Annotated in this window: 22 protein-coding genes; 12 read left to right on the top strand and 10 right to left on the bottom strand. The window is 62.1% G+C overall.

What is annotated here, in order from left to right; all coding sequences use genetic code 11:
• Positions 1-33 precede the first annotated feature (33 nt).
• The 3 genes from dapD (at position 34) to H0Z09_RS13995 (ending at position 2748) form a co-directional block, all read left to right on the top strand.
• Positions 34-1068 carry a 2,3,4,5-tetrahydropyridine-2,6-dicarboxylate N-succinyltransferase gene (gene dapD, locus H0Z09_RS14005; RefSeq protein ID WP_186691115.1) on the top strand — a complete coding sequence of 345 codons (1035 nt, stop codon included), beginning with the start codon at positions 34-36 and terminating at the stop codon, positions 1066-1068.
• A gap of 64 nt (positions 1069-1132) precedes the next feature.
• Entirely contained in the window at positions 1133-2338 is a 1206-nt protein-coding gene (locus H0Z09_RS14000) for a cysteine desulfurase (protein ID WP_186691114.1), read from the top strand.
• Positions 2335-2748 carry a SufE family protein gene (locus tag H0Z09_RS13995; protein ID WP_186691113.1) on the top strand — a complete coding sequence of 138 codons (414 nt, stop codon included), beginning with the start codon at positions 2335-2337 and terminating at the stop codon, positions 2746-2748. Before H0Z09_RS14000 ends, H0Z09_RS13995 begins: the two co-directional genes overlap by 4 nt.
• Positions 2749-2865: 117 nt before the next feature.
• Here H0Z09_RS13995 and tcdA read toward each other — a convergent pair whose 3' ends face one another.
• Complete coding sequence (tcdA, locus tag H0Z09_RS13990; protein WP_071487460.1) at positions 2866-3681, bottom strand: tRNA cyclic N6-threonylcarbamoyladenosine(37) synthase TcdA; 816 nt, start codon at positions 3679-3681, stop codon at positions 2866-2868.
• 211 nt (positions 3682-3892) lie between these two features.
• Here tcdA and H0Z09_RS13985 point away from each other — a divergent pair, with 211 nt between their 5' ends.
• From H0Z09_RS13985 to H0Z09_RS13970, 4 genes are all read left to right on the top strand, one after another.
• A complete protein-coding gene (locus H0Z09_RS13985; protein WP_186691112.1) occupies positions 3893-6484 on the top strand; it encodes a glycosyltransferase in 2592 nt (863 codons plus the stop codon).
• 257 nt (positions 6485-6741) lie between these two features.
• Positions 6742-7893, top strand: a complete 1152-nt coding sequence (gene dapE / locus H0Z09_RS13980; RefSeq protein WP_186691111.1) for a succinyl-diaminopimelate desuccinylase — start codon at positions 6742-6744, stop codon at positions 7891-7893.
• A complete protein-coding gene (locus tag H0Z09_RS13975; protein WP_186691110.1) occupies positions 7893-8702 on the top strand; it encodes a putative RNA methyltransferase in 810 nt (269 codons plus the stop codon). Before dapE ends, H0Z09_RS13975 begins: the two co-directional genes overlap by 1 nt.
• Positions 8703-8753: 51 nt before the next feature.
• Positions 8754-9131 (top strand): hypothetical protein, encoded by a 378-nt coding sequence (locus H0Z09_RS13970; protein WP_058425300.1) that lies wholly within the window; start codon positions 8754-8756, stop codon positions 9129-9131.
• A 144-nt stretch (positions 9132-9275) separates the two neighbouring features.
• Here the strand turns inward: H0Z09_RS13970 and H0Z09_RS13965 are convergent, their stop codons facing one another.
• A complete protein-coding gene (locus H0Z09_RS13965) occupies positions 9276-9485 on the bottom strand; it encodes a cold-shock protein (protein WP_186691109.1) in 210 nt (69 codons plus the stop codon).
• 182 nt (positions 9486-9667) lie between these two features.
• On the opposite strand from H0Z09_RS13965, the gene plsB reads away from it, so the two are divergent.
• Genes plsB through H0Z09_RS13950 form a run of 3 tightly spaced genes read left to right on the top strand, consistent with a single transcriptional unit; the run spans position 9668 to position 13369 of the window.
• Positions 9668-12187: a glycerol-3-phosphate 1-O-acyltransferase PlsB gene (gene plsB / locus H0Z09_RS13960; RefSeq protein ID WP_186691108.1), complete on the top strand. Its 2520-nt coding sequence runs from the start codon at positions 9668-9670 to the stop codon at positions 12185-12187.
• 51 nt (positions 12188-12238) lie between these two features.
• A complete protein-coding gene (locus tag H0Z09_RS13955) occupies positions 12239-12640 on the top strand; it encodes a YbaY family lipoprotein (RefSeq protein WP_186691107.1) in 402 nt (133 codons plus the stop codon).
• Between the two features lie 39 nt (positions 12641-12679).
• Positions 12680-13369: a DUF4197 domain-containing protein gene (locus tag H0Z09_RS13950; protein WP_186691106.1), complete on the top strand. Its 690-nt coding sequence runs from the start codon at positions 12680-12682 to the stop codon at positions 13367-13369.
• A gap of 66 nt (positions 13370-13435) precedes the next feature.
• On the opposite strand, the gene H0Z09_RS13945 is transcribed toward H0Z09_RS13950, so the two are convergent.
• The 3 genes from H0Z09_RS13945 to H0Z09_RS13935 form a co-directional block, all read right to left on the bottom strand.
• On the bottom strand, positions 13436-13639 hold the full coding sequence (locus H0Z09_RS13945; RefSeq protein ID WP_186691105.1) for a hypothetical protein: 204 nt from the start codon (positions 13637-13639) through the stop codon (positions 13436-13438).
• A 154-nt stretch (positions 13640-13793) separates the two neighbouring features.
• Positions 13794-16859, bottom strand: coding sequence for an efflux RND transporter permease subunit (locus tag H0Z09_RS13940; protein ID WP_186691104.1), 3066 nt, complete (start codon positions 16857-16859; stop codon positions 13794-13796).
• Between the two features lie 6 nt (positions 16860-16865).
• A complete protein-coding gene (locus H0Z09_RS13935) occupies positions 16866-17966 on the bottom strand; it encodes an efflux RND transporter periplasmic adaptor subunit (protein ID WP_186691103.1) in 1101 nt (366 codons plus the stop codon).
• 93 nt (positions 17967-18059) lie between these two features.
• Here H0Z09_RS13935 and H0Z09_RS13930 point away from each other — a divergent pair, with 93 nt between their 5' ends.
• On the top strand, positions 18060-18695 hold the full coding sequence (locus H0Z09_RS13930; protein ID WP_076950004.1) for a TetR/AcrR family transcriptional regulator: 636 nt from the start codon (positions 18060-18062) through the stop codon (positions 18693-18695).
• A 116-nt stretch (positions 18696-18811) separates the two neighbouring features.
• Here the strand turns inward: H0Z09_RS13930 and H0Z09_RS13925 are convergent, their stop codons facing one another.
• Positions 18812-19594 carry a class I SAM-dependent methyltransferase gene (locus H0Z09_RS13925; RefSeq protein ID WP_186691102.1) on the bottom strand — a complete coding sequence of 261 codons (783 nt, stop codon included), beginning with the start codon at positions 19592-19594 and terminating at the stop codon, positions 18812-18814.
• A gap of 96 nt (positions 19595-19690) precedes the next feature.
• Between H0Z09_RS13925 and H0Z09_RS13920 the strand changes: the two genes are divergently transcribed.
• Entirely contained in the window at positions 19691-20311 is a 621-nt protein-coding gene (locus tag H0Z09_RS13920) for an energy transducer TonB (RefSeq protein ID WP_186691101.1), read from the top strand.
• A gap of 3 nt (positions 20312-20314) precedes the next feature.
• Here the strand turns inward: H0Z09_RS13920 and H0Z09_RS13915 are convergent, their stop codons facing one another.
• From H0Z09_RS13915 to H0Z09_RS13900, 4 genes are read right to left on the bottom strand one after another with little or no spacing between them, the layout of a single operon-like run.
• Entirely contained in the window at positions 20315-21013 is a 699-nt protein-coding gene (locus tag H0Z09_RS13915) for an extensin family protein (protein ID WP_186691100.1), read from the bottom strand.
• 3 nt (positions 21014-21016) lie between these two features.
• Positions 21017-21844: an isocitrate lyase/phosphoenolpyruvate mutase family protein gene (locus H0Z09_RS13910; RefSeq protein ID WP_186691099.1), complete on the bottom strand. Its 828-nt coding sequence runs from the start codon at positions 21842-21844 to the stop codon at positions 21017-21019.
• Positions 21845-21871: 27 nt separating this feature from the next.
• The gene (locus H0Z09_RS13905; protein ID WP_186691098.1) at positions 21872-22732 is read right to left on the bottom strand and encodes a DUF72 domain-containing protein; all 861 of its coding nucleotides are present in this window, start codon (positions 22730-22732) and stop codon (positions 21872-21874) included.
• Positions 22732-23022 (bottom strand): hypothetical protein, encoded by a 291-nt coding sequence (locus H0Z09_RS13900; RefSeq protein WP_076949998.1) that lies wholly within the window; start codon positions 23020-23022, stop codon positions 22732-22734. The genes H0Z09_RS13905 and H0Z09_RS13900 overlap by 1 nt, the downstream gene beginning before the upstream one ends.
• Positions 23023-23470: the final 448 nt, after the last annotated feature.

Below are 23470 nucleotides of genomic sequence, written 5' to 3'. Positions count from 1 at the left end.
GCCAGCCCTTACCATTTTTGTAGAGGTAAACGCATGTCCAATTCCCTGTTCAGCCTGGGCTTCGGCGTCGGCACTCAGAACCGCCAAGGTGCTTGGCTGGAAGTGTTTTACGCACAACCGTTGCTCAATCCATCGGCTGAAATCGTCGCGGCCATCGCGCCGATCCTGGGCTACACCGCAGGCAACCAGGCAATCACTTTCACCGTGACCCAGGCCCTGCAACTGGCTGACGCGCTCAAAGGCGTCGACACTGCCCAAGCCGCCCTGCTCAGCCGCCTGGCTGAAAGCCACACGCCGCTGGTGGCGACTCTGCTGGCCGAAGACGCCGCGCTGACGTCCACGCCCGAGGCCTACCTCAAGCTGCATCTGCTGTCCCACCGTTTGGTCAAGCCCCATGGCCTGAGCCTGGCCGGGGTGTTCCCACAACTGCCGAACGTGGCCTGGACCAGCCAGGGCGCAATCGACATCAACGAACTGGCCGAGCGCCAGCTGGAAGCACGCCTGCGTGGCGAGCTGCTGGAAGTGTTCTCGGTGGACAAGTTCCCGAAAATGACCGACTACGTGGTGCCGAGCGGTGTGCGTATCGCTGACGCCACGCGTATCCGCCTGGGTGCGTATGTGGGCGAAGGCACCACTGTGATGCACGAAGGTTTCGTCAACTTCAACGCTGGCACCGAAGGCCCGGGCATGATCGAAGGCCGTGTGTCGGCTGGCGTGTTCGTGGGCAAGGGTTCGGACTTGGGCGGCGGCTGCTCCACCATGGGCACCCTGTCGGGCGGCGGCAACATCGTGATCAAGGTCGGCGAAGGCTGCCTGATCGGCGCCAACGCCGGTATCGGTATCCCGCTGGGCGACCGCAACACCGTGGAATCGGGCCTGTATGTCACGGCCGGCACCAAGGTCGCGCTGCTGGACGAGCAGAACCAACTGGTCAAGGTAGTCAAGGCGCGTGAATTGGCCGGCCAGCCGGACCTGCTGTTCCGCCGCAACTCCGAGACCGGTGCCGTGGAGTGCAAAACCCACAAATCGGCCATCGAACTGAACGAAGCGCTGCACGCTCACAACTAAGCAGCCACTCGATGCCACTGGCGGGCCCCGACCCTGGGGCTCGCTTATACGAGTCTTGAACACCATGCTAGTGCCCTCCCCCTGGCGCGCCGATTTCCCGGCCATCGCCACCCTGCAACGGCAAGACCAGACGTACCTGGACAACGCCGCCACCACGCAAAAGCCCCAGGCACTGCTGGATGCCATCAGCCATTACTACGCCAATGGCGCAGCCAATGTGCACCGCGCCCAGCATTTGCCCGGTGCCCATGCGACCCAGGCGTTCGAAGACAGCCGCAGCAAGGTCGCGCAATGGCTGAACGCAGGTGACAGCGGGCAGATCGTGTTCACCCCTGGCGCGACCTCTGCGCTGAACCTCTTGGCCTATGGCCTTGAGCACCTATTCAATGCAGGCGATGAGATTGCTATCAGCGCCCTTGAACACCACGCCAACCTGCTGCCCTGGCAGCAACTGGCCAAACGTCGCGCGCTGACGCTGGTGGTATTGCCGCTGGATGATGACGGCGTGATCGACCTGCAAGCGGCCGCCGAGCTGATCGGCCCACGCACCCGCCTGCTGGCGGTGAGCCAACTGTCCAACGTGCTCGGCACCTGGCAGCCGCTGCCAGCCCTGCTGGCGCTGGCCCAGGCGCACGGCGCGTTGAGCGTGGTCGACGGCGCCCAGGGCATCGTCCACGGCCGCCATGACGTGCGGGCCCTTGGCTGCGACTTCTATGTGTTTTCCAGCCACAAGCTGTACGGCCCGGACGGCGTCGGCGTGTTGTTCGGCCGCAACGAAGCCCTGCACCACCTGCGCCACTGGCAGTTTGGCGGCGAGATGGTGCAACAGGCGGATTACCACAGCGCGAGTTTTCGCCCCGCGCCGTTGGGCTTCGAGGCCGGTACCCCGCCGATTGCCGGCGTGATTGGCCTGGGTGGCAGCCTGGACTATCTCAGTTCACTGGATCAACAGGCAGTGATCGCCCATGAAGCGTCCCTGCACGACTACCTGCTACGCGGCCTGAAAGCGCGCAATGGCGTGCGCGTGCTCGGGTCGCCGCAGGTGGCTCTGGTCAGCTTTGTCGTCGAAGGTGTGCATAACGCGGATCTTGCGCACTTGCTTACCGAGCAAGGCATTGCCGTACGCGCCGGCCATCACTGCGCAATGCCGCTGCTCAAGGCGATGCAGCTGTCGGGGGCCATTCGGGTGTCTCTGGCGCTGTATAACGACTCCGATGACCTGGAACGCTTCTTTGAGGCACTGGACCAGGCCTTGGACATGCTGCGATGAGTTTGCCCATGGAAGCCGCCAACGCGCTTGAGGCTTTTCAAGCTGTCGGCAGTTGGGAACAACGCGCGCGCATGCTGATGCAATGGGGCGAACGCTTGCCCGCCTTGGCCGATGAGGAAAAAGTCGAGGCCAACCTGGTGCAGGGCTGTGAAAGCCTGGTGTGGCTGGTGGGTCGTCTGCAGGATGGCCATTGGCAGTTCACCGCCAGCAGCGACGCGCGGATGATTCGCGGGTTGGTGGCGTTGCTGCTGGCGCGGGTCAACGGGTTGTCGGCGGCTGAGTTGCAGGCGGTTGATTTGCCGGAGTGGTTTGCACAACTGGGGCTGTCGCGGCAGCTATCACCCTCACGCAGTAACGGCCTGAATGCAGTCCTGCAGCGTATGCGAACCTTGAGTCATGCACAAAACTAAATGTGGGAGCGGGCTTGCTCGCGAATGCGGTGGTTCAGTCGACATCTTCAGTGACTGACACTCTGCATTCGCGAGCAAGCCCGCTCCCACATTTTGATCTGTGCCAAGGTTTGAGATTCAGGTGGGCTTGACCCGCTCCGACGGCCTGCGCACCCCGGCCACGATCTTGTCCACCGCCTTGGTCGCCGCCACCATGCCGAACGTGGCCGTCACCATCATCACCGCACCAAACCCTCCGGCGCAGTCCAGCTTCACCCCGTCCCCGACAAAACTCTTCTGCAAACAGATGCTGCCATCCGGCTTGGGATAACGCAGCTGCTCGGTGGAAAACACGCAAGGCACGCTGTAATGGCGGGTAACGGTGCGCGAAAAGCCGTAATCACGGCGCAAGGTGGAGCGCACTTTCGATGCCAGCGGGTCATTGAACGTACGGTTCAGGTCGCACACCTGGATCAGCGTCGGGTCGATCTGCCCACCCGCGCCGCCGGTGGTGATGATCTGGATCTTGCGCCGCTTGCACCAGGCAATCAGCGCGGCCTTGGCGTTGACGGCGTCGATGCAGTCGATTACGCAATCGATATTGGGCGTGATGTACTCGGCCATGGTGTCGCGGGTCACAAAGTCCGCCACCGCATGCACCGTGCAATCGGGGTTGATGCCGCGCAGGCGCTCGGCCATCACCTCGACCTTGGGCTTGCCGACGGTGCTGTCCAGCGCGTGCAACTGGCGGTTGCTGTTGCTCACGCAGACGTCGTCCAGGTCGAACAGCGAAATCTCGCCCACCCCGCAACGGGCCATCGCTTCCGCCGCCCACGAGCCTACACCGCCGACGCCGACGATCGCCACATGGGCCGCTTTCAAGCGTTCCAGGCCTTCAATGCCATACAAGCGGGCGACGCCTGCAAACCGCGGATCTTCTGTGCTCATGACCATTACCCTAAAAACCGGCGCGCATTATGGACTACACAGCGACAAGTTCGAAGCGACAGGCTACAAGTAAAGAACTTAGATGGCCTTTCGCGGACTAACGTCCGGTTTTTCTCTGCTTGCTGTACGGCCAGGGAAAGACCGGTGTAGGATGCGCGCCGCTCGGCGCAGGCCGACACCTCTTTTCGTTCCACACCCTTTGGAACCCGAAATAGCCATGGCATCGCGTAAATTTGGACTCAACCTGGTGATCGTGCTGGCAATTGCCGCGCTCTTCACCGGTTTCTGGGCGTTGATCAACCGCCCGGTCACCGCCCCCAACTGGCCTGAACAGATCTCCGGGTTCTCCTACTCGCCGTTCCAGCAAGGCCAGTACCCACAGAAAGCCCAGTACCCGAGCGACGACGAGATGCGTCGCGACCTCGAGATCATGAGCAAGCTGACGGATAACATCCGTACCTACTCGGTCGACGGCACCCTGGGCGATATTCCCAAGCTGGCGGAAGAATTCGGCCTGCGTGTGACCCTGGGAATCTGGATCAGCCCGGACCTTGAACGCAACGAGCGGGAAATCCAGCGCGCCATCGAAATCGCCAACAACTCGCGCAGTGTCGTGCGCGTGGTGGTCGGTAACGAAGCCCTGTTCCGTGAAGAGATTACCCCCGAGGCGCTGACCGTGCTGCTGGACCGGGTGCGCGCCGCCGTGAAAGTACCGGTGACGACGTCCGAGCAATGGCACATCTGGGAAAAGCACCCGGAACTGGCCAAGCACGTCGACCTGATCGCCGCGCACATCCTGCCGTTCTGGGAATATATCCCGATGGACAAGGCCGGCCAGTACGTGCTCGACCGCGCCAAGGACCTGAAGAAGCTGTTCCCGAAAAAACCGCTGCTGCTGTCGGAGGTTGGCTGGCCGAGCAACGGGCGCATGCGCGGTGGCAATGAAACTTCGCCAGCAGACCAGGCGGTTTACCTGCGCACCCTGGTGAACAAGCTCAACCGCCAGGGGTTCAACTACTTCGTGATCGAAGCCTTCGATCAGCCGTGGAAAGTCAGCGACGAAGGCTCGGCAGGCGCTTACTGGGGCGTGTTCAACGCCGCGCGCCAGCAGAAATTCAATTTTGAAGGCCCGGTGGTTGCAATCCCGCAATGGCGGGTACTGGCCATCGGTTCGGTGGTACTCGCGCTGCTGTCGCTGACGCTGTTGATGATCGATGGCTCGGCACTACGCCAGCGTGGCCGGACCTTCCTCACCTTTATCGCGTTCCTGTGCGGTTCGGTGCTGGTGTGGATCGGCTACGACTACAGCCAGCAATACAGCACCTGGTTCAGCGTCACCGTGGGCATTCTCTTGGCCCTTGGCGCCCTGGGCGTGTTTATCGTGCTGCTGACCGAAGCCCACGAACTGGCGGAAGCGGTGTGGACTCACAAGCGCCGGCGTGAATTCCTGCCGGTAGTGGGGGATTCGGACTACCGCCCGAAAGTATCGATCCATGTGCCGTGCTACAACGAGCCGCCGGACATGGTCAAACAGACCCTCGACGCCCTGGCCGCCCTCGATTACCCGGACTACGAAGTCCTGATCATCGACAACAACACCAAGGACCCGGCAGTGTGGGAACCGGTGCGCGACTACTGCGAAACCCTCGGCCCGCGCTTCAAATTCTTCCACGTCGCGCCCCTGGCCGGTTTCAAGGGTGGCGCGCTGAACTACCTGATCCCGCACACCGCCAAGGATGCCGAAGTGATCGCGGTGATCGACTCCGACTACTGCGTGTCGCCCAATTGGCTCAAACACATGGTGCCGCATTTCGCCGACCCGAAAATCGCTGTGGTGCAATCGCCCCAGGACTATCGCGACCAGAACGAAAGCACCTTCAAGAAGCTCTGCTATGCGGAGTACAAGGGTTTCTTCCACATCGGCATGGTCACCCGCAACGACCGAGACGCGATCATCCAGCACGGCACCATGACCATGACCCGCCGCTCGGTGCTCGAGGAACTGGGCTGGGCCGACTGGTGCATCTGCGAAGACGCCGAACTGGGCCTGCGCGTATTCGAGAAAGGCCTGTCGGCGGCGTATTACCACGATAGCTACGGCAAGGGCTTGATGCCGGATACCTTCATCGACTTCAAGAAACAGCGTTTCCGCTGGGCCTACGGCGCGATCCAGATCATCAAGCGCCACACCGCCAGCCTGCTGCGCGGCAAGGACACCGAGCTGACCCGTGGCCAGCGTTATCACTTCCTCGCGGGCTGGCTACCGTGGGTGGCGGATGGCATGAACATCTTCTTCACCGTCGGGGCCCTGCTGTGGTCGGCGGCGATGATCATCGTGCCGACGCGGGTTGATCCGCCGCTGCTGATTTTCGCGATCCCGCCGCTGGCGCTGTTCGTGTTCAAGGTCGGCAAGATCATTTTCCTCTACCGCCGTGCGGTGGGGGTCAATCTCAAGGACGCATTCTGTGCGGCCCTGGCCGGCCTGGCGTTGTCGCACACCATCGCCAAGGCGGTGCTGTATGGTTTTTTCACCACCAGCATTCCGTTCTTTCGCACACCGAAAAACGCGGATAACCACGGCTTCTGGGTGGCGATTTCCGAAGCCCGCGAAGAAATGTTCATCATGCTGCTGTTGTGGGGCGCGGCGCTGGGGATCTACCTGGTGCAGGGCCTGCCAAGCAATGACATGCGCTTCTGGGTGGTGATGTTGCTGGTGCAGTCGCTGCCGTATGTGGCGGCGCTGGTGATGGCGTTCCTGTCTTCGCTGCCCAAGCCTGCGGCGAAGGTTGAGCCTGTCATGCCGCTGTAAAAACCTGCGCAATGCACTAAACGGCGGCCTCTGGCCGCCGTTTTGCTATAAGATAACGGCCGTTTGTGAGACCTGGCAGGCGCTGAGTTCCCTTGTGGGAGCGGGCTTGCTCGCGAATGCGGTGTGTCATTCAACCTATCAGGTGACTGAACCACCGCATTCGCGAGCAAGCCCGCTCCCACAGTGGATCTGCGTCGTTTCAGATTCTGTATTCCACATTCGCCCTGCGCCCACCACACGCTTCCCGGAGTTTCCCCATGACGGCCCATGCCGACCTTTCGCCGACCCTTCAACTTGCCATCGACCTGATCCGTCGCCCGTCGGTCACGCCGATCGACGCCGATTGCCAGAAGCTGATGATGCAGCGCCTGGGCGACGCCGGGTTTGCGCTCGAGCCGATGCGCATCTTCGAGGTGGACAACTTCTGGGCCACCCATGGCAAACACGACGGCCCGGTGCTGTGCTTCGCCGGCCATACCGACGTGGTGCCGACCGGTCCGGTGCAGGCATGGCAGAACGACCCGTTCGACGCACTGATCGATGAACACGGCATGCTCTGCGGGCGTGGCGCGGCGGACATGAAAGGCAGCCTGGCAGCCATGCTGGTCGCTGCGGAGCGTTTCGTCAGCGACTATCCCGACCACAAGGGTTCGGTGGCGTTCCTGATCACCAGCGATGAAGAAGGCCCGGCGCACCACGGCACCAAGGCCGTGATCGAACGCCTGGCCGCGCGCAAGGAGCGCCTGGACTGGTGCATCGTCGGCGAACCCTCGAGCACCACGCTGGTAGGCGATGTGGTCAAGAACGGCCGGCGCGGCTCCCTCGGCGCGACCCTTACCGTGCGCGGCGTGCAAGGTCACGTGGCCTACCCGCACCTGGCGAAGAACCCGATCCACCTCGCGGCACCGGCATTGGCGGAACTTGCCGCCGAGCATTGGGATGACGGCAACACCTTTTTCCCGCCCACCAGCTTCCAGATCTCCAACCTCAATTCCGGCACCGGCGCGACCAACGTGATCCCCGGCGACCTGACAGCGGTGTTCAACTTCCGCTTCTCGACCGAATCGACCGTCGAAGGCCTGCAACAACGCGTTGCGGCGATTCTCGACAAGCATGGCCTGGACTGGCACGTGGAGTGGGCACTGTCGGGCCTGCCCTTCCTCACCGAACCGGGTGCGCTGCTGGATGCGGTATCGGCAAGCATCAAGGCCATTACGGGGCGCGAAACCAAGGCTTCCACCAGCGGCGGCACGTCCGATGGGCGCTTTATCGCGACCCTCGGCACCCAAGTGGTCGAGCTGGGCCCGGTCAACGCGACGATCCACCAGGTCAATGAGCGCATTCTCGCCAGCGACCTCGATGTGCTGACCGAAATCTATTACCAGACCCTGATCAAGTTGCTCGCCTGATGCTCGCCTGCCCCCTTTGCAGCGCACCGCTCAACGCGGTCGACAATGGCGTAGCCTGCCCGGCCGGGCACCGTTTCGACCGTGCGCGCCAGGGTTACCTGAACCTGTTGCCGGTGCAGCACAAGAACAGCCGCGACCCGGGCGACAACCTGGCCATGGTCGAGGCCCGCCGCGACTTCCTCAACGCCGGGCACTACGCCCCGGTGGCCAGGCGCCTGGCCGAGCTGGCCGCTGAACGTGCCCCGTCGCGTTGGGTCGACATCGGTTGTGGCGAGGGTTACTACACCGCGCAAATCGCCGACGCACTGCCCCATGCCGACGGCTATGCGCTGGACATCTCCAGGGAAGCGGTCAAGCGCGCCTGCAAGCGCAACCCGGCGCTGACCTGGTTGATCGCGAGCATGGCTCGAGTGCCGTTGGCCGACGCCAGCTGCCAGTTCCTGGCCAGCGTGTTCAGCCCGCTGGACTGGCAGGAGGCCAAGCGTCTGCTCAGCCCGGGCGGCGGCTTGATGAAGGTCGGGCCGACCAGCGGCCACCTGATGGAACTGCGCGAACGCCTGTACGACGAAGTGCGCGAGTACACCGACGACAAGCACCTGGCCCTGGTACCGGACGGCATGAGCCTGGCGCACAGCGAAACCCTGACGTTTACGCTGAGCCTGGCCGAACCCCAGGACCGCGCCAACCTGCTGGCCATGACGCCCCACGGCTGGCGCGCCAGTGCCGAGCGCCGCAAGGAAGTGATCGAGGCCGCCGAACCGCTGCTGGTCACTGTGTCGATGCGCTACGACTATTTCGTGCTTCAATAACCGACTTTATTTCCGCGAATGGATTTTCGAATCCCGCAACGAGGAACATCCATGCGCCAACCCGATATCGAGATTTACCTGAAGGACGCCGACGTCGACCACAAAGCCATCGCCGCCTGGCTGGGCGCCGCCCTGGGCCCATGCACCGACTGGGTCCAGAAAGGCCAGACCTACAAGTGCAAGGCTGGCAACGTGCCGGTGACCTGGTTGCCCAAAGCGGTAGGAAAATGGAACAGCCTGTACCTGGAAAGCGACCAGACCCCATGGGACGACGACATCGCCTGCGCCCGCGCCGCGTTTGCCGCGCTGAACGTGGAAGTGCGTTGTGCACCGGGGACCTGGGTTGAGGAAGAAGGCGAGGAAAGCGCGGATACCTGGATTCGCATCAGCGTAGACGGCGAAGAGCAGATCACCTGGAAGACTGCCTGACTCCGGGCTGCAAACCCAATTTAAATGTGGGAGGGGGCTTGCTCGCGAAAGCGGTGTATCAGCCACCATAGAGATTGACTGATCTACCGCTTTCGCGAGCAAGCCCGCTCCCACAGGGGTTCAGCGGCGTTGCATAAACCTAGCTCAAAGACCCACCACATCCTCCGCCTGCAAGCCCTTCTCGCCGGTCACCACGGCGTATTCCACCTGCTGGCCTTCGGCCAGGGAACGGTGGCCCTCACCGCGAATGGCGCGGTAGTGTACGAACACATCCTTGCCGTCTTCGCGCTGGATAAACCCATAGCCCTTTGCATCGTTGAACCACTTCACATTGCCGGTTTCGCGCTCTGCCATCTGTCTTACTCCCACATGCATTTTTATTGTTGAGTGAGCGGTGTTGAACTGCCGAGTATAAGACAGGCTCAAAAACGATCAACTCAAGTTTACATCGCTGCTTTTTTGCCGATTTTCGGCGAATACGGCACACTACGTGCCCGAGCGCCTGCTCGGTTTTTTCCACTTGAAGCAGCACGCCTATGACCCGCTCTCCGTTCCGCCGTCTAGTGTTTGGCACCTTGCGCCGACTGTTGTACCTCTGGGTTCGCTCAGAGACGATCAACCAGTCGTCCCTAACCCTCAACCTGGACCGCAGCCGGCCGGTGTTCTATGTCCTGCAATCGCCCTCCCTCAGCGAGCTGGCCGTGGTCGACGCCGAGTGCACCAAGGCCGGCCTGCCGCGCCCGGTGCTGCCGGTATCGGTGGGCCCACTGATGGAACCGGCGGCGTTCTTCTACCTCACGCCGGAACCGGACTGGCTCGGCCGCCAGGACAAGCGCGGCGCACCGCCAACCCTGACCCGTCTGGTCAACACCCTTGCCGAGCACGCCGAAGAGAATGCACAAATCATTCCCGTCAGCGTGTTCTGGGGGCAATCTCCCGAGAGCGAGTCCAGCCCGTGGAAGCTGTTGTTTGCCGATAGCTGGGCGGTCACCGGGCGTCTGCGCCGGTTGTTGAGCATCCTGATCCTCGGTCGCAAGACCCGAGTGCAATTCTCCGCGCCTATCAACCTGCGTGAATTGATCGAGCACAATAAAGGGCACGAACGTACGGTGCGAATGGCCCAGCGCATCCTGCGTGTGCACTTTCGTAACCTGAAGACCGCGGTGATCGGCCCCGATCTGTCCCACCGGCGTAACCTGGTGAAGGGATTGGTCAACATGCCGCTGGTGCGCCAGGCCATTGCGGACGAAGCCGAGCGGGAGAAAATCTCCCCGGAAAAAGCCAAAGCCCAGGCCCTGCGCTACGGCAACGAGATCGCTTCGGACTACACCTACACGGCGATCCGTTTTCTGGAAGTGGTGCTGAGCTGGTTCTGGAACAAGATCTACGACGGCATCAAGGTCAACAACATCGAAGGTGTGCAAAAGGTTGCCCAGGGTTACGAGGTGATCTATGTGCCTTGCCACCGCAGCCATATCGACTATCTGTTGCTGTCCTACCTGCTGTTCAAGAACGGCCTGACGCCGCCGCATATCGCCGCCGGGATCAACCTGAACATGCCGGTGATCGGCAGCCTGCTGCGCCGTGGTGGTGCGTTTTTCATGCGCCGCACCTTCAAGGGCAACCCGTTGTACACCTCGGTGTTCAACGAATACCTGCACACCCTGTTCACCAAGGGCTTTCCGGTGGAGTACTTCGTCGAAGGCGGCCGCTCGCGCACCGGGCGCATGCTGCAGCCGAAGACCGGGATGCTCGCGATTACCCTGCGCAGTTTCTTGCGCTCCTCGCGCATGCCCATCGTGTTTGTGCCGGTGTATATCGGCTATGAGCGCGTGCTCGAAGGCCGCACCTACCTGGGTGAGTTGCGCGGCGCGAGCAAGAAGAAAGAGTCGATCTTCGATATTTTCAAAGTGGTCGGCGCGCTCAAGCAGCGCTTTGGCCAGGTCGCGGTCAACTTCGGCGAGCCGATCAAGCTGGCCGAATTCCTCGACGCCGAGCAACCGGACTGGCGTTCCCAAGACCTGGGCCCGAACTACAAGCCAGCCTGGCTCAACGAAACCACCCACCGCCTCAGCGAACAAGTGGCGCGCCATTTGAACGAAGCCGCGGCGGTGAACCCGGTGAACCTCGTGGCGCTGGCGCTGCTGTCCACCACACGCCTGGCGCTGGACGAACAAGCCATGGCACGCCAGTTGGATCTGTACCTGGCCTTACTGCGTCGCGTGCCTTATTCACCCCATACCACCCTGCCCGAGGGCGATGGCCTGGCGCTGATCAAGCATGTGAAAGACATGAACCTGCTGTCGGAACAGAGTGATGCCCTGGGTAAGATTCTGTATCTGGACGAGCAGAACGCTGTCCTGATGACCTACTACCGCAATAACGTGCTGCACATCTTTGCCCTGCCGGCCCTACTCGCGAGCTTCTTCCAGAGCAGCTCGCGGATGAGCCGCGATCAGATTCTGCGCTACACCCATGCGCTGTATCCGTATCTGCAATCGGAGCTGTTTATCCGGTGGTCGCTGGAAGAGCTGGACACCGTGATCGACCAGTGGCTGGACGCGTTTGTCGAGCAAGGCTTGCTGCGTTTCGAGAAAGACGTCTACCTGCGCCCGGCGCCGAGTTCGCGGCATTTTGTATTGCTGACGTTGCTCTCCAAGAGCATCGCCCAGACCCTGCAACGCTTCTACATGGCGATTTCGCTGCTGCTCAACAGCGGCCAGAACAGCATCAGCGCCGAGGAACTGGAAGACCTGTGTACGATCATGGCCCAGCGCCTGTCGATCCTGCATGGGCTCAACGCCCCGGAATTCTTCGACAAGAGCCTTTTCCGACATTTCATCCAGACCTTGCTGGAGCAAGATGTGCTGCGCCGTGATGAGGCCGGCAAGTTGAGCTATCACGACCTGCTCGGCGAACTGGCCGAAGGCGCCGCCAAGCGCGTGTTGCCGGCCGAGATTCGCCTGTCGATCCGCCAGGTAGCCCTGCATCGTGTAGATGGTGCAGCCGAAGCGCCGGTGGAACCGCAAGCGCTCAATCCTGAGGAAACCCGCTAGATTTAAACCGGAGCCGGTGAAATACCGGCGCCGTTGAAAAGGAGCTGCACCATGAAAAAAACTGTCCTACTGGGCCTCACCGCCCTGCTCGGAGCCTGCCAGTCCATGAGCCCTACCCCCAAGGCCAGCCTCGCAGGCGAAGTGTTTTATCTGCAACGCATCGCCTTGCCGCCGACCGCGACCTTGAGCGTCAGCCTGCAGGATGTGTCGCTGATGGACGCCCCGGCCGTCACCCTGGCCGAGCAGAAAGGCCCGATCAAAGGCCAGGTGCCGCTGCCGTTTCAACTGAGCTACGACCCGGCCCAAATCAAAGCCGGCCACCGTTATTCGGTGAGCGCTCGCATCGAGGTGGATGGCAAGCTAATGTTCATCACCACCGAACGCCACGCGGTGCAGCTCAACGGCCAGGATCCGCAACCCTTGCGCGTGCGCGTTGACGCTGTGACCCATTGATAGCCTCTAGAACATAAGCCATAGCAAAAGGAAGCCCCCATGCTCCGTAAATCCCTTCGCCTCACTGCTCTGTGTGCCGGCCTGCTGTTCGGCGCCAGCGCCATGGCCCTGGACTTGAGCAGCCTGTCCCAGGGCGACGCCAGCGGCGGCCTCAAGGACGCATTGACCCAAGGCGCGCAGATCGCCGTGAAACAACTGGGCGTTCCCGGTGGTTTCAGCAATAACCCGGAGGTGAAGATCGGCCTGCCTGGCAAACTGGGAAAGGTCGCCGACAAGCTGAAAATGTTCGGCATGGGTGACCAGGTCACGCAGTTGGAAACCAGCATGAACAAGGCGGCCGAAACCGCCGTGACCCAGGCCCAGCCGATCCTGGTCAACGCCGTCAAGAACATGAGCGTGACAGACGCCAAGGGCATCCTCAGTGGTGGCCAGGATTCCGCCACCCAGTACCTGAACAAAAGCAGCCGCGACCAGATCCGCGCCAAGTTCCTGCCGATCGTCAAGGCTGCTACCGATAAGGTGGGTGTCGCCCAGCAGTACAATGCCCTGGCCGGCAAGGCCGCAGCCTTTGGCGCGCTGGACGCCAAGAGCGCCAACGTCGAAAACTACGTGACCGAACAGGCGCTGGATGGGTTGTTCAAGATGATAGCCAAGCAGGAAGAAACCATCCGCGAGAACCCTGCGGCTGCCGCGACCAGCCTGGCGAAGAAAGTCTTCGGCGCCCTGTAAAGCCACGCATGAGTCCGGGCAAGCGCGGGATGCTCGCTTGCCCGGCCCCAAGAAGTCCTCGTGTAATTAGAAAATCTTCCCTAGAAGACCGATACCACCAAAAGCGATCGCACCCAAAGGCATGACGCCGAAGCCTATCGCCAGGCTCTTGCCGGGCTTGCACGCATCCTTGCAGGGGTTGCTCGGCTTGGCCGGTTCAGGTTTGCCAGGCTCGCAGGGGTTGCTGCTGCAGACTGGCCGGGAAGCGCTGACATTGATATCAATTTTCATAAACACTCCTTGAATCATCAGATTTAAGCTCCCACCAACAGGGGTGAAGCCCTGCCGGCAAAAGACCTGGCAATCAGGTAATGCATGAGTGGCCCTTGCCCAGCAAACGTTCCCGGCTTCTGAACCCCTTTGTGAAAATCCCTACGACAACCTTTTACACGGCCTGGGGTTTGACCCGAAACCATGCCGCGTACAACGCCGGCAAAAACAACAGCGTCAATGCCGTCGCCACAATCAACCCGCCCATGATCGCCACGGCCATTGGCCCGAAGAACACACTGCGCGACAGCGGGATCATGGCCAGCACCGCCGCCAGGGCGGTCAGTACAATCGGGCGGAAGCGTCGGACGGTGGCCTCGATGATCGCTTGCCAGGGTGCCAGGCCGGCCTTGATGTCCTGTTCGATCTGATCCACCAGAATCACCGAGTTACGCATGATCATCCCCGACAGCGCGATGGTGCCCAGCATCGCCACGAAGCCGAAAGGCTGGCGGAATACCAGCAGGAATAAGGTCACACCAATCAGCCCCAGCGGCGCGGTCAGAAACACCATCGCCGTGCGCGAGAAGCTGCGCAGTTGCAGCATCAGCAGGGTCAGCACCACCACGATAAACAGCGGCACGCCGGCCTTGACCGAGTTCTGGCCACGGGCGGAGTCCTCGACCGTACCGCCGACCTCCAGCAGGTAACCGTCCGGCAGCTCGGCACGCACGCCTTCGAGGGTCGGCAGGATCTGCTGGACCAACGTCGCCGGTTGCTCCTTGCCATAGATGTCCGCGCGTACGGTCACCGTTGGCAGGCGGTTGCGGTGCCAGATAATGCCCTCTTCGAAGCCGTATTCGAGGGTGGCGATCTGTGACAAGGCTACGCTCTTGCCGTTGGCGGTAGGCACGGCCAGGCTGGGCAGCAATGACAGTTCGGTACGTTCCTGCACAGTGCCGCGCAGGAGAATCTCGATCAACTCGTTGTCCTCACGGTATTGACTGACGCTGGAGCCGGTCAACGAACGCTGCAGGAATTTCGACAGCTCGGCCGTGCTCACGCCGAGGGCACGGGCGCGGTCCTGGTCAATATTGAGATAGACGATCTTGCTGGGCTCTTCCCAGTCCAGGTGCACATTGACCACATGGGTATTCTCGCGAACCCTGGCCGCCACTTTGCGTGCGAGGGCACGCACCTCTTCGATATGCTCGCCGGTCACGCGAAACTGCACCGGGTAGCCCACGGGCGGGCCGTTTTCCAGGCGCGTGACCCGTGAGCGCAGGTCGGGGAATTGTTCATTGAGGGTTTCGATCAGCCAGGTGCGCAGGCTTTCACGTTCCTCGATGGTTTTAGCCACTACGACAAACTGGGCAAAACTGGCGGCCGGCAACTGCTGGTCCAGCGGCAAATAGAAGCGCGGCGAACCGGTGCCCACATAGGCCACGTAGTTGTCGATGCCGGCGTGCTCCTTGAGCAGCGCTTCCAGGCGCTTGACCTGCTCGGCGGTGTTGCTCAACGAGGTGCCTTCGGCCAGCTTCAGGTCAACCATCAGCTCCAGACGGCCGGACGCCGGGAAGAACTGCTGTGGTACGAAACGGAACAGGGCGACCGAGCCGATAAACAGCAGCAAGGTCAACACGATCACGGTTTTACGCCGCCGCACGCACCACTCCACCACGCGTCTGACGCGCTGGTAGAAGGGTGTGCCGTAGGGATCCGGGCCATCGGTGCCGTGCTTGGCTGCATGAATCTTCGCCAGGTCCGGCAGGAGCTTTTCGCCCAGGTAAGGCACGAACACCACGGCGGCGACCCAGGAAGCGAGCAACGCAATGGTCACTACCTGGAAAATCGAACGGGTGTACTCGCCGGTGCTCGACTGCGCGGTGGCAATCGGCAGGAAGCCCGCCGCCGTGATCAGCGTACCCGTGAGCATTGGGAACGCGGTGCTGGTCCAGGCGAAGCTGGCGGCCTTGAGCCGGTCATACCCTTGCTCCATTTTGATCGCCATCATTTCCACGGCGATGATGGCGTCATCCACCAGCAAGCCCAACGCCAGCACCAAGGCCCCGAGCGAGATCTTGTGCAGGCCGATGCCGAAGTAATACATGGCGGCGAACGTCATCGCCAGCACCAGCGGAATCGCCAGGGCCACTACCATGCCGGTGCGAACGCCGAGGGAGAAGAAACTCACCAGCAGCACGATGGCCAAGGCTTCGGCCAACACCTGCACGAATTCGCCGACGCTGGTTTTCACCGCCGCCGGTTGGTCCGACACCTTGCGCAGCTCCATGCCCGCCGGAAGGTTCTTCCGCAGGCGTGCGAACTCGCCCTCCAGCGCTTTGCCCAGGACCAGAATGTCACCGCCGTCACGCATGGCCACGGCCAGGCCAATGGCGTCAGCCCCCATGAAGCGCATGCGCGGTGCCGGTGGGTCATTGAAACCACGGTGGATCTCGGCCACATCGCCGATGCGCAAGGTTCGGTCACCTACGCGTAACGGGAAGTCGCGGATTTCTTCGACGGTCTGGAAGTTGCCCGACACCCGCAGTTGCACGCGTTCGCTCGGCGTTTCAAAGAAGCCGGCGGTGGAGACCGCATTCTGTTCCTGCAGCGCCTGTTGCACCGCCGCCAAGGGCAAGCCGAGGGTGGCGAGTTTGAGATTGGAGAGTTCGATCCAGATCTTTTCGTCCTGCTGGCCGAGCAACTCGACCTTGCCCACATCCGCTACACGCTGCAGTTGTATCTGGATGCGGTCTGCGTAGTCCTTGAGCACGGCGTAGTCGAACCCATCGCCGGTCAGGGCGTAGATATTGCCAAAGGTGGTGCCGAATTCATCGTTGAAAAACGGCCCCTGGATATCCGGCGGCAAGGTCTGGCGGATGTCGCTGATCTTCTTGCGCGCCTGGTACCACAACTCGGGGATCTGCGCCGAATGCATGGCGTCGCGCGCTATAAAAGTGACCTGGGACTCACCGGGGCGCGAGAAGGAGACAATGCGTTCGTACTCACCGGTCTCCATGAGTTTTTTCTCGATGCGTTCGGTGACTTGCCGCGAGACTTCCTGGGCCGTCGCGCCGGGCCAGTTGGTCTTGATCACCATCGCCTTGAAGGTGAACGGCGGGTCTTCACTTTGTCCCAGCTTGGAGTAGGACAAGGTGCCGACCACGGCCAGCAGGATCATCAGGAACAGTACGATCTGGCGATTACGCAACGCCCATTCGGAAAGATTGAAACCCATCGGGGACTACTCCTTGGCCGCCAGATTCACCACACGGTTGGAGCGATCCACCGGGCGCACTTGCTGGCCCTCGTGGAGCACATGCACGCCGGCGGCGATGACCCAATCGGTCGGGGCCAGACCTTCGAGCACCGGGACGGTTTTTTCACCAAAGGCGCCGATGCGAACCGGCACGCGCTCGAGGGTGTTGCCTCGCTGCACCCGCCAGACATAGGACGCACCGTTCTCGGCGCTGACGGCGGACAGCGGCACTGACAGCGGGATAACACCCTCAGCCTGTATGAACACGCGAGCGCTCTGGCCCAATTCAGCCGGAACCTTGCCGCCGGTGAACGCCACCCGCGCAGCAAACGTACGAGATTTCGGGTCGGCCGCCGGCGACAGTTCACGGATACGTCCGGCAAAGCGCTGGTCGGGCTGGCTCCAGAGCTCAACCGATACCGGCTGACCGATCTTGAAGCGACCAAAACCCTGTTCCGGCAGACTGATCAGCACTTCGCGTTCGCCATCGGTGGCCAGGGTGAACACGGTCTGGCCGGCGGACACCACCTGGCCGACCTCCACCGCGCGCCTGGCCACTAACCCGTCCTGTGGCGCACGCAGCACGGCATAGCCCGCCTGGTTGCCGGCCACGTCGAACTCGGCCTTGATCTGCTTGAGGCGTGCAACACCTGCCCGGTAGAGGTTCTCGGAATTGTCGTACTGGGAACGGCTGACCATCTGACGGTCCATCAGGGTCTTGTAGCGGTCGCGCTCGGCACGCACCAGGCTCAGGTTGGCCTCGGCGGCGGCGACCTGGGCGCGGCTTGCTTCCAGTTGCAGGCGCACATCCTGCGGGTCGAGTTCCGCCAGCGCCTGGTTGGCCTTGACCCGCTCGCCCTCCTCCACCAGGCGCTTGCTGACCTTGCCGCCAATGCGAAAGGCCAGGTCCGGCTCATAGCGGGCGCGCACTTCGCCGGGATAGCTGTCCATCGACTGCGAAGAAGGCTGTGGCTGCACCACCATTGCCGGGCGGACGGCGGTCTGGACCGCTTCCTCATGGCCACAACCGGCCAGCAGGAAGACCAGACTGATAGGCAACGCAAAGGGCAGGAAAGTGCTGCGCATGCTGTAGGACCTTTCGCAAATGAAGCTAGGAATAATTATACTGGCGGGTATGTTATTAATACCAAACTCACCAGTCCAGTATTAAAGGTGAAAATGTCCGACAATCCTGTGAACACCAATAGCCCCGGGCGCCCCAAGGACATGGCAAAACGCCAGGCTATCCTCGAAGCCGCGAAAATCTTGTTTTTGAGCAATGGCTACGCCAGTACGAGCATGGATGCCGTGGCTCTGGAGGCCGGCGTGTCGAAACTGACGGTCTACAGCCACTTCAACGACAAGGAGACGCTGTTTACCGCTGCGGTGGTGGCCAAGTGTGAGGAGCAACTGCCGGTGATGTACTTCGAGCTGCCCGCGGGCATGCCCGTAGAGACTGTGTTGTTGAATATCGCGCGGGGGTTCCATCGCCTGATCAACAGCGAAGAGTCGGTCAACCTGCATCGCCTGATGATGACCACCGGCAACCAGGACGTGAAACTCTCGCAGATCTTCTTCGAGGCAGGGCCCATGCGCATGCTGCAGGGCATGGAGCGCCTGCTCGGCAAGATCGACCAGAGCGGCGCGCTGAGCATCGACAAACCGTTTACGGCGGCCGAGCATTTCTTCTGCCTGCTCAAGGGCACGGCGAACTTCTGCTTGCTGTATGGCTGCGGCGGGCAGTTGAGTGAAGAAGCCGCCGAGGAGCATGTGCGGGAGGTGGTGGGGTTGTTTATGCGGGCTTATCGGCCTTGAAGCCCCGTGTTGCCTGATCGGACGCTATCGCGGGCAAGCCCGGCTCCCACAGGGAATGCACTCTTCTGTGGGAGCCGGGCTTGCCCGCGATGAGGCCCGCAAGACCAGAGAAAGGCTTAAGGCTTGAGCGCTTTCCTGGCATAAATATCATACCGGCTGGACTTGCCATCCAGCGCATGGCTTGGCTTGGGCCCCTCAATGCACGGCGCCTTGCGTGGACGCTTGACCACCACGCGGTGGCTGGCCAGGGCCAGGGCGGCGGCCAACAGCGCGGGGGCATCCGGATCGTCGCCGACCAGCGGCCGGAACAGACGCATTTCCTTCTTCACCAGGGCGGTTTTCTCACGGTGTGGGAACATCGGGTCGAGGTAGATCACCTGGGGCGGCTCGCCTTCCCAACTGCGCATCACGTCGATGGAGTTGCCCTTGAGCAACTTCATGCGCGCGACGATGGCCGCCACCTCACGATCCTGCGCACCGCGCGCCAAGCCGTCTTCGAGCAGGGCGCCGATCAGCGGCTGGCGCTCGATCAGGCTCATCTCGCAGCCCAGGCTGGCCAGCACAAAGGCGTCCTTGCCCAGGCCGGCCGTTGCATCAAGCACCCGTGGGCGCACGCCTTGGGCGATACCCACGGCCTTGGCGATCATTTGCCCGCTGCCGCCGCCATAAAGGCGTCGATGCGCCGCGCCGCCTTCGACAAAGTCCACACGCACGGGCCCTGGCGCATCCGGCCCGAGCTGCTGCAATTGCAGTCCATGCTCTCCAACCTGCAAGGAAAAGTCCGCATCCGCTACCGCTAACGGCAAGCCAAGCTGCTGCGCCCATTGCTCGGCACGGTGCTTGAACCCTTCGCCCAAGGCCACGACCTGGATGCGGCTGGCTGCTGGTTGTTCGCTCATCAATCGCTACGCTCAAAAATATTAAGGATCGGCCAATACCGGCCGATAAAAACAACAGTCAGGTATTTTGCCAGAGCTGAGCGTCGACCGAGAAAAATGTCAGACATTCTCCCCCTAACCATCGGTGTACTGCCGACCCACAACCACTACGGCCTGCGCAATACTCAAGCGCTGGCCGGGGTGAGTCATGTGTGGCAGGACTTCTTCGCCCGGGCATTGGCCGAGCAGCTCGGCGATACGCCGGACGCGCTCACGGTTCGAGCACCGGCTGCGGTGGACCCGGCGGTAGAACCCAGCGAAGGCGCCGACCTGCTGTCGCAGATCCTCACCCAGCGTGAGTGCGACGTAAAAGATACCGAGATCGCCCCGCCGGAGCCGTTATTCCTGCCAATCGCCGAGTTCGAGACCGAACTGCTGCCGCCGGCCGCCACGCCGTTCCCGGCAGAAGAAATCGTCGCCCAGCAACACCAGCAGGACTTCGAAAGCGGCTGGGTACGGCCGATCGTACTGACCGCCGGCCTTCCATTGCCGGAACCGGGTCCGGCGCCGCAGCCACGCCCATTGCACCTGCCCATCGCCGAATTCGAGTTGGACCTGCTGCCTCCCGCCGCCACGCCGTACCCGACCGAAGAGCTGATCGCGCAACAAAAAGCGCTGGACTTCGATTGCTACTGGGCACGCCCGCTGGTCGCCCACAACCTGCGCCTGGCCGCTTAAATCTCAGCGACACACCCACCAACGCCCCATGTCCAGATGAAAATGATTGCGGTGCGCCGCGTTGTAGTCGGGACCCAGCACCACGTTGAAATTGTCGCAGGCTCCCTCGCGCACCCGACGCAGGAACCGTGCATTATCGCCCTCCCCCGGCCAATCCTTGAGCACACTGATGCTGCGCCCATCCGCCAGGCGGAAACCGGCGATGTCCAACGCATTCGCCGAGGCATGCTCGCTGAGTCGCCCGTCGGCACGGTTATACATAGTGCGGCAGGCAAAGCTGCCGAGGTGATCGACCCGCGTTACCGCCTGGCCGAAGATCGCCTGGGCCGCCGGTTGCAAGCTGTGGCGCTCAAACAGGGCAAAGGCCACCGCCAGCGGGCAACTGGCGAGAAAGCTGCTGCTTAGCCCAACCGCCGCGCCCTGCACGCGCAAGGTGTTGCGCAGCGGGCAAGCGGCATCGGCAGGCGAATCGGCCTGGTGGCTGACGCGCAGGCCCGATGTTTTCAGCACCTGGTCGCACAGTGCCGGGTCGTCCTGCAGGCGCCCCAGCTTATAACGCGTCAAAAGGTTCGGGTTGGCGCGCACATCAAGCGGCGCCCACGGGTTCCACTGCGCAGGCAGCGGCACCCAGCCGCGCCAGACGCCAACGGCAAAAGCACCCACCAGGATCAGCAGCACGCCAACCATGTTGAAGAAACGCACCGCCTACCCCTTGAAGAACTGGTTGGCCTGACTGAACGGCATCTTGCGCTCGGTAAACGTGAATGTACCTAGCTCATACATTTCCCGGGCCGCGCGGTAGAACTCACCATAGGCGGCCAATGCCAGCGCCGAGCCGACGCTGATCCGCCGTACGCCCATCGCGCTGAGCTGCGCGACGCTGAGGTTCAAGCCGCCGGACATCAACACATTCACCGGCTTGGGCGCCACCGCCTTGACCACTGCGAGCACCTCCTCGGCAGTGCTCAGGCCCGGCGCATACAACACGTCGGCCCCGGCCTCGGCGTAGGCTTGCAGCCGGCGGATGGTGTCCGGCAAATCCAGGCGCCCATGCAGGAGATTTTCCGCGCGGGCCGTTAATGTAAAGGTGAATGGCAGGCTGCGGGCGGCGGCAACGGCGGTTTCCACGCGCTCGACGGACAGGTCGAAAGGATAGATCGGCTCGGCGGCAATGCCTGTGGCATCTTCGATGGAGCCCCCGACGATACCGCTGGCAGCGGCACGCAGGATGGTCCGGGCGCAGCCTTCGGGTGTGTCGCTGAAGCCGTTTTCCAGGTCGGCGGCCACCGGCAACGCAGTGGCCTGGGCGATCATGCCGGCATTGAGCAACGTGTCTTCCAGGGACAACGCCCCCTCCGCATCGGGCCGCGCCAAGCTGAACGCGTAGCCCGCACTGGTGGTGGCCAATGCTTCGAAACCCAGGCTGGCCAGCATCACGGCGGAGCCTGCGTCCCACGGGTTGGGCATCACGAATGCACGGCCGCGTTCATGCAAGGCCTTGAAGGTGTCGGCGCGAAGGGTTTGGGCATCCATGTCGGGCTCCTGGGCGGAAAAGGAGCCCTAGAGTAACCCCAGTTGCTCCGCTACGGGAGCTCGATCCAGGGTTGGCAGTGGCGGCAGGCCAGGCAGGCGTGCCATCAATTGATCGTGGAAACGCAGGGCCAGTTGCGCGGCGAGGCGGTTGTCCGAGGTGTGCAGGAACACGTAAGGGGTGCGGCCTTCTTCGATCCACCCTGCGACCTTTTCGACCCAGGGCTTGAGGAACGGGTCGTTGGCTTCCAAGTCGGGATGGCCGATAAAACGCACTTGGGGAAACTGCGTCAGCGCGGCCGGACGGGTTGGCACCTTGGGCTTTCTTGACTGCGCATGCAGCACAGCCGGCGAGGTGGAGGTGCAACTGAACAAGGCACGTGGATCCAGGCAAATCCGCTCGACGCCACGGTCACGCAACAAACGGTTGAGCCTGCGTTCGGCATCGCCCTTGGCGAAGAATTCCGAGTGCCGCACTTCGACGGCCATAGGACGCTCGACCCCATCGATGAAGCCTGCCAACTCGCCCAGGCGCTGCGCCGTGAACGTCGCGGGCAGTTGCAGCCAGAGCGGCGAAACCCGCCCACCCAGAGGGCTCATCAACCCGACGAAGCTCTCGGCAGCCGGCAATTGTTCAATCAGGTTGCCGCTGTGGCTGATATCGCCGGGAAACTTGGCGGTGAAGCGAAAATCTGCAGGCATGATCTCGGCCCAGCGCTGCACAGTGGCGGCCGAGGGTCTGGCATAAAACGTGGTGTTGCCTTCAACGGCATTGAAGACCTGGGAATACAGCGCGAGGTAATCGGTGGAACGCGCATCGGCCGGGTACAGGTATTCGCGCCAGGCGTTTTCGCTCCAGGACGGGCAACCGAGGTAGTAAGGCAGACGCATCAGATGTGGATGTCGAGACCCAGCACTTCCATATCCCATTCGACAAAACCGGCGGTGGTCAGGTAGCTGGCCAGGGCGGTGGCGACGCTTTTGCTCATTGAGCGCGGGAAGACCATGTCTTGCTGACGGGCGGGAAGACCGCTGATACGTGCTTGAGTGTTGGCCTGCGCCTCGGATTGGACTTCGATGAAGTCCGGCGAATCCTCGACGGATTCGTCTACCGTGACGTTGGCCTTTCGCGGCTTACGCTTGACGGGGTAGGACGGTGAGGAAAATCCATCTATACGCATATATGCGAACTCGGTATCAGTGATGGCATTTTAGTGGCGACTTCCGTTGCGCGCAAATGCTCTGGTGATAACTAGAACACATAATTTGAAAAAGGTTTAAAAACGGGGGCGAATTCTGACGATTGGTGCAACTTGCTGCCGTGGCGGCCTTCGGGCCGACCAGGTCGTTGGGGCTTTATGAGTACATATCCATTTCTGCGGTAACGGCGACTATTGGTTCCGCTTTTACAGCGGGTCACTTTGGAAAAGAGCCCCAAAGTAACCAAAGGGCTCTTGCCCCACCACTCGGTGCCTCGCCTAGGCTCGGCATGCCCTCACTCCGGCTTGAATCCGTGGGCCGCCGTCATGGGCCATCCATGGCCCAGGACGGCTAACCCGGCGTCCTGCCGGGTTACCCACGGATTCAAGCCTGCGTTCGGCCAGCGTGGTTGACGGGGCGCCTGAGATC

Source organism: Pseudomonas sp. SWRI18, assembly GCF_014268345.1.
Taxonomy (GTDB): domain Bacteria; phylum Pseudomonadota; class Gammaproteobacteria; order Pseudomonadales; family Pseudomonadaceae; genus Aquipseudomonas; species Aquipseudomonas cedrina.
Note: the sequence above shows the minus strand (reverse complement) of the source record. Positions and strands in the feature narration are given on the sequence as shown.

What these genes read in the sequence shown, in the direction of transcription:
- H0Z09_RS13995 (WP_186691113.1), top strand. Translation starts at nt 2,335, where the DNA reads ATGAGTTTGCCCATGGAAGCCGCCAACGCGCTTGAGGCTTTTCAAGCT.
- H0Z09_RS13985 (WP_186691112.1), top strand. Translation starts at nt 3,893, where the DNA reads ATGGCATCGCGTAAATTTGGACTCAACCTGGTGATCGTGCTGGCAATT.
- H0Z09_RS13940 (WP_186691104.1), bottom strand. Translation starts at nt 16,859, where the DNA reads ATGGGTTTCAATCTTTCCGAATGGGCGTTGCGTAATCGCCAGATCGTA.
- H0Z09_RS13905 (WP_186691098.1), bottom strand. Translation starts at nt 22,732, where the DNA reads ATGCGTCTGCCTTACTACCTCGGTTGCCCGTCCTGGAGCGAAAACGCC.
- dapD (WP_186691115.1), top strand. Translation starts at nt 34, where the DNA reads ATGTCCAATTCCCTGTTCAGCCTGGGCTTCGGCGTCGGCACTCAGAAC.
- H0Z09_RS13975 (WP_186691110.1), top strand. Translation starts at nt 7,893, where the DNA reads ATGCTCGCCTGCCCCCTTTGCAGCGCACCGCTCAACGCGGTCGACAAT.
- H0Z09_RS13945 (WP_186691105.1), bottom strand. Translation starts at nt 13,639, where the DNA reads ATGAAAATTGATATCAATGTCAGCGCTTCCCGGCCAGTCTGCAGCAGC.
- H0Z09_RS13910 (WP_186691099.1), bottom strand. Translation starts at nt 21,844, where the DNA reads ATGGATGCCCAAACCCTTCGCGCCGACACCTTCAAGGCCTTGCATGAA.
- H0Z09_RS13950 (WP_186691106.1), top strand. Translation starts at nt 12,680, where the DNA reads ATGCTCCGTAAATCCCTTCGCCTCACTGCTCTGTGTGCCGGCCTGCTG.
- H0Z09_RS13935 (WP_186691103.1), bottom strand. Translation starts at nt 17,966, where the DNA reads ATGCGCAGCACTTTCCTGCCCTTTGCGTTGCCTATCAGTCTGGTCTTC.
- H0Z09_RS13965 (WP_186691109.1), bottom strand. Translation starts at nt 9,485, where the DNA reads ATGGCAGAGCGCGAAACCGGCAATGTGAAGTGGTTCAACGATGCAAAG.
- H0Z09_RS13900 (WP_076949998.1), bottom strand. Translation starts at nt 23,022, where the DNA reads ATGCGTATAGATGGATTTTCCTCACCGTCCTACCCCGTCAAGCGTAAG.
- dapE (WP_186691111.1), top strand. Translation starts at nt 6,742, where the DNA reads ATGACGGCCCATGCCGACCTTTCGCCGACCCTTCAACTTGCCATCGAC.
- H0Z09_RS13955 (WP_186691107.1), top strand. Translation starts at nt 12,239, where the DNA reads ATGAAAAAAACTGTCCTACTGGGCCTCACCGCCCTGCTCGGAGCCTGC.
- plsB (WP_186691108.1), top strand. Translation starts at nt 9,668, where the DNA reads ATGACCCGCTCTCCGTTCCGCCGTCTAGTGTTTGGCACCTTGCGCCGA.
- H0Z09_RS13930 (WP_076950004.1), top strand. Translation starts at nt 18,060, where the DNA reads ATGTCCGACAATCCTGTGAACACCAATAGCCCCGGGCGCCCCAAGGAC.
- H0Z09_RS13925 (WP_186691102.1), bottom strand. Translation starts at nt 19,594, where the DNA reads ATGAGCGAACAACCAGCAGCCAGCCGCATCCAGGTCGTGGCCTTGGGC.
- tcdA (WP_071487460.1), bottom strand. Translation starts at nt 3,681, where the DNA reads ATGGTCATGAGCACAGAAGATCCGCGGTTTGCAGGCGTCGCCCGCTTG.
- H0Z09_RS13920 (WP_186691101.1), top strand. Translation starts at nt 19,691, where the DNA reads ATGTCAGACATTCTCCCCCTAACCATCGGTGTACTGCCGACCCACAAC.
- H0Z09_RS14000 (WP_186691114.1), top strand. Translation starts at nt 1,133, where the DNA reads ATGCTAGTGCCCTCCCCCTGGCGCGCCGATTTCCCGGCCATCGCCACC.
- H0Z09_RS13970 (WP_058425300.1), top strand. Translation starts at nt 8,754, where the DNA reads ATGCGCCAACCCGATATCGAGATTTACCTGAAGGACGCCGACGTCGAC.